We start from the raw sequence: 4,046 nt of genomic DNA, 5'->3' as shown, positions 1-4,046 counted from the left end.
TGGGACCCACAGCCAGCTATCTCTTATAATTGATCAGCCTAAGGAATGGCTGAGGAAATTAAAATTAGTATTTTAAACTATCTAATTGCCGATGATCCAGTTACTCACTGTTCTTCTCCTTACCTCAGCTGTTCATGGTGGATGGCGAACTGAAATCGCTCGGTATTCAGCAGGAAAGAGCAGCACCTTCACCCCCGAGCAGCTCGAATATAAAATGAGCTGGAATGGTGCGATTCGTTCAGGAAAAATTACCATTGAATTTGGACAAAAAGACAAACGCTACCCCAACGTATTTCTCAGCCACGCCTACGGTCGGTCTACGGGGCCAGCCTTTGTCATTTTCCCCTATACTTTCACCTTCACCTCATTCGCAAAACTAAGTGATCACCGGCCACTTGTATTTGTAGCCACCGAAAAGGACAACAAGGAGGTGGTAGATACCCGAAACAGCTATAAGTCATCGGGGGTACACTACAATGCGACAACTACCCTCCACGCATCAAAGACAGTAATTTCGCACAGCCACCTCTTTACAGCAAAAGCTATTCACGATCCACTGTCTGCTATCCTAGCAATACGCAAGCAACCACTATATAAGGGATCTGTAATTCAGCTCTGCTGCCACCCTTTTGCTAGCCCCTATCTCATCAAAGTCACAGTCCTCGAACGCGCGAAGCACCTTGGTTACGACTGCATCAAACTGGATGTTAAAATACAAAAAATCGACAAGAAGACAGGAAAACTTTTGGTCTATAAAAAACTAAAGAAAGCCACAATGTGGATCACAGATGACGGCCAACGTATACCTGTGGAATTACGCTCTAAGGTCTTAATCGGCGATGTTCGAGCCACGTTAACAAAGCGCAGTCCTCTCTAAATAACTCTTGAAGATATCCCCCAACCTCCTACGATCTTATTGCATGTCATATCGCACAGGCATCCTCTACTTGGTTTCTGGTCCATCCGGCTCCGGAAAAACCACTCTCTGTCGCCGCCTTTCTAACGAAGGTGAGGCCAGCTACGCTATTTCCTGTACCACGCGCAAGCCTCGGCCTGGTGAAGAAAATGGCAAAGACTATTTCTTCCTAAGCGTTTCAGAATTCCAGAAAAAGATCTCCGATGGAGAGTTGCTCGAAAATGCTGAAGTACATGGTAACTTTTATGGTACGCTCCTTTCTGAAGTTCTTAGCAAACTAGAAGCTGGTGTTGATGTTGTCATGGACATAGACGTTCAAGGTGCAACCCTCGTTAGGGAAAGTGAACACCCTATCATTCAGCAGTCTCTAGTCGACATATTCATCATGCCTCCAAACGCTGAAGAACTCAGAAAGCGCCTCACTGGAAGAGGCACAGATAGCCAAGAGATCATCGATACGCGCATGAGAAACTCACTCAACGAAATGGAACACTGGCCAAAGTATTCTTTCCGTATCATATCGGGCTCTCATGAAGAAGATTACAAATATTTCAAAGCATTGCTTCAAGGTGAGCGACTACGCATCAGCCGTCACGCATAGCAAGACACTCACATTGTTCTCCAATACATCATTCGATCGCACTTGATTTTTCCGCCCCCAATTCTTAGAATAATCAATAGCTCTCCTCACAATTACTAAACGTAATGAAAAAAAATCTTCATATTCTCCAAATTTCAGCACTATTTCTAGTTCCAGTGCTCTTTTCTAGCTGTACCCCAGGTGTGGCTCCGAAGCCGAACCCTAAGCAAACATCTTCAATCAAGGGGGAGCACGTCAACCCTTACAAAAAAGGCACCTACGCTCACTTCACAGCGTCTTCCAACTACCCAAAAACCTATGGTATATACCGCAATGAAGCCTTGCTCTCATCATCTAACGGCAGCAATGCCAAAGTGATTGTAGATCGAAGTTTGCAGCGTGCAATCCTACTCAACAATGGCGAAGTCGCCATGGACTACCCAGTTTCCACAGGAAATAAAAACTTCCCTACTCCTGCAGGAGAGTACGAAGTTCTTGAGAAAACGAAGGCCAAAAAGCGCTCCAATCTTTATGGGAAAATTTATGATGCCGAAGGGACTGTCGTAAATTCTAATGCCGACTCATCCAAAGATACCATCCCTGAAGGAGGACGATTTGAAGGCGCGCTCATGTCCTCATGGATGCGCATTACCTGGGACGGAATTGGTATGCATCGAGGCAAAGTCCCTCGCTATCCGGCGTCCCACGGCTGCATCCGCACATACTACAAAGCTGTCGACACGGTCTACGACAAGGTTGCGATAGGAACTCCGGTCGTAGTACGCTAAAAGTTGCCACCAAAATAAATTCACAAAAAGCCACAGTCACACGCTGCGGCTTTTTTAGGCTTATGGTCAAGTAGCGCCTTATTCTCAGCTTTCTTTTTTTGAATAGTGGCGCCCACCTCCTTAGCAACAACATGCTTGGATCCAACTACTGGATTCAGAAATAGTATATTTAGGCTCCTACAATTGTATTATTGCCACCTACTCGGCCTAGCTAGCCCCGGCCGACCAGAAGCACACTCAGTAATATTTCCCAACAAACTATATGAAGCACTCGACTCAGCACTCCAAATCATCGAGAGCTCGGGACTTATCCGACCACGCATTTATCTCACTCTAGCATTCTCAACACTCCCCGGCACCTACGCTCCTAGCATTGAAGAGCACCGCAGCCGACTCACCAAATCACTCTACGAACACACCACCCAAAGCCTCTCATCCCGCTCGCTAGAATCTTTATTACGCATCTCAAGAAGTCGAAACCGCGTGTTATACTGAAGTCTGAGACGGCCCTGCCATACACGAGTATTTACATCGCACTAGAAAGCGGCTACTGGGATGGCGAATCTGAAACGATTCTATAAACCCAAGTGAACTAAAACGCACCTTACTACGACCATGGCAGCCCCAAAGAAACAAGACCCTGTAATAGCAAAAGAACGAGCAGAAGCTTGGACCGGAGACGCAGTACTCGCACTCTACGTCCGCGAGTGGATTCTTCGTGAGTTTGGAGCAATGGATGGCGAGATGTTTGTCCGTTTCACCTCAAATGACTTCCTTAGCTGCGCTGGCAACCCCACCTCAGTAGAAGCTCAAATCGGTCGAGTCTATGCCACTGACGGCCTTCAAGCTGGCTTTGATTGGATTGAAAAAGAACTCCACCCCAAATTCCTTGTCGCAGAAAAAGAATACCAGCGCCGCCAACTCACTCAAGTACCGCGAAGATTACGCAAGTACGGAAAAAAGTAAGTAATTACTGGCTTTCATCAGGGAACTCTCCGCTGTTCCTTAATGCACGACTTCACTAAAAACCTGGAAAAGCTCAGAAATAATTAATTTTTCATTCTTAATTGAAGCGCAGCGCCTACAACTCCCATTTATGCTTTGGGTAGCGACCTGCTAGATCTTTTTTCATTTGAGCGAACCCAGACTCCCAGAATCCTGCTAAGTCCTGAGTCATCTGCCACGGGCGTTGGTTGGGAGCACACACATGCACCAACACCTGCATCTTACCATCGGCGATAGTTGGGGTCTGTTTCACGCCAAAAAGTCGTTGTACTTGCAAGGCCATAGTCGGCGGCTTTCCTAGCTCGTACTTAAGCTTTACCTCTCGTCCATTGCTTAGCTTGATGCGCTCTGGAGCATAATGATCCAGCGCTGATTTTTGTGGGGCTGACAACCACGACCTCAAAGCCGGCATCACTTCTCGGTCTTTGATATCTTTATACCCCAATGCTCCTTCGCAAATGTGTTCAAACGCGAGAGCTTTGTCTTCTTCTTCGAATCCAGGCAATTCAAGTTCAGGCATCCATTCCCCTAAACTCAGCAGCCGAGCAATCCATTGCTCCACCCCCGCGTCCCACTTTTTAAGCTTCAGTTCACCAGTAGCCACGCGCTCCGCAAGCAATTGAGCTGCCATACCAAGATCGGGCTCGCCTCCATCCTTACTGGTAAGCACTAGATCTCGAAATCTCTGCTCGCTGCGGTTGACGACCCTGCGAATTGTTTCATCAAAATAGGCATGCGCTCCATCGACAAAATCACT

General features: G+C 46.9%; 6 protein-coding genes. 5 read left to right on the top strand and 1 reads right to left on the bottom strand.

The window, feature by feature from the left end; genetic code table 11:
* Positions 1 to 91: 91 nt before the first annotated feature.
* The 5 genes from ABGY95_RS01590 to ABGY95_RS01570 all read left to right on the top strand — a co-directional run bounded on the left by ABGY95_RS01590 (position 92) and on the right by ABGY95_RS01570 (position 3,250).
* Positions 92 to 877: a DUF3108 domain-containing protein gene (locus tag ABGY95_RS01590; RefSeq protein WP_347439926.1), complete on the top strand. Its 786-nt coding sequence runs from the start codon at positions 92 to 94 to the stop codon at positions 875 to 877.
* Between the two features lie 43 nt (positions 878 to 920).
* Positions 921 to 1,517: a guanylate kinase gene (gene gmk, locus ABGY95_RS01585; protein ID WP_347439925.1), complete on the top strand. Its 597-nt coding sequence runs from the start codon at positions 921 to 923 to the stop codon at positions 1,515 to 1,517.
* A 104-nt stretch (positions 1,518 to 1,621) separates the two neighbouring features.
* On the top strand, positions 1,622 to 2,284 hold the full coding sequence (locus tag ABGY95_RS01580; RefSeq protein ID WP_347439924.1) for a L,D-transpeptidase: 663 nt from the start codon (positions 1,622 to 1,624) through the stop codon (positions 2,282 to 2,284).
* A gap of 183 nt (positions 2,285 to 2,467) precedes the next feature.
* A complete protein-coding gene (locus tag ABGY95_RS01575) occupies positions 2,468 to 2,779 on the top strand; it encodes a hypothetical protein (protein WP_347439923.1) in 312 nt (103 codons plus the stop codon).
* A gap of 120 nt (positions 2,780 to 2,899) precedes the next feature.
* Positions 2,900 to 3,250: a ribonuclease III domain-containing protein gene (locus ABGY95_RS01570; protein ID WP_347439922.1), complete on the top strand. Its 351-nt coding sequence runs from the start codon at positions 2,900 to 2,902 to the stop codon at positions 3,248 to 3,250.
* A 115-nt stretch (positions 3,251 to 3,365) separates the two neighbouring features.
* Here ABGY95_RS01570 and ABGY95_RS01565 read toward each other — a convergent pair.
* Positions 3,366 to 4,046: ATP-dependent helicase C-terminal domain-containing protein (locus tag ABGY95_RS01565; RefSeq protein ID WP_347439921.1), on the bottom strand; the 681-nt coding region annotated here is incomplete at its 5' end.

It is taken from the genome of Rubritalea sp. (genome assembly GCF_039830215.1).
Lineage (GTDB): Bacteria > Verrucomicrobiota > Verrucomicrobiia > Verrucomicrobiales > Akkermansiaceae > Rubritalea.
Note: the sequence above shows the minus strand (reverse complement) of the source record. Positions and strands in the feature narration are given on the sequence as shown.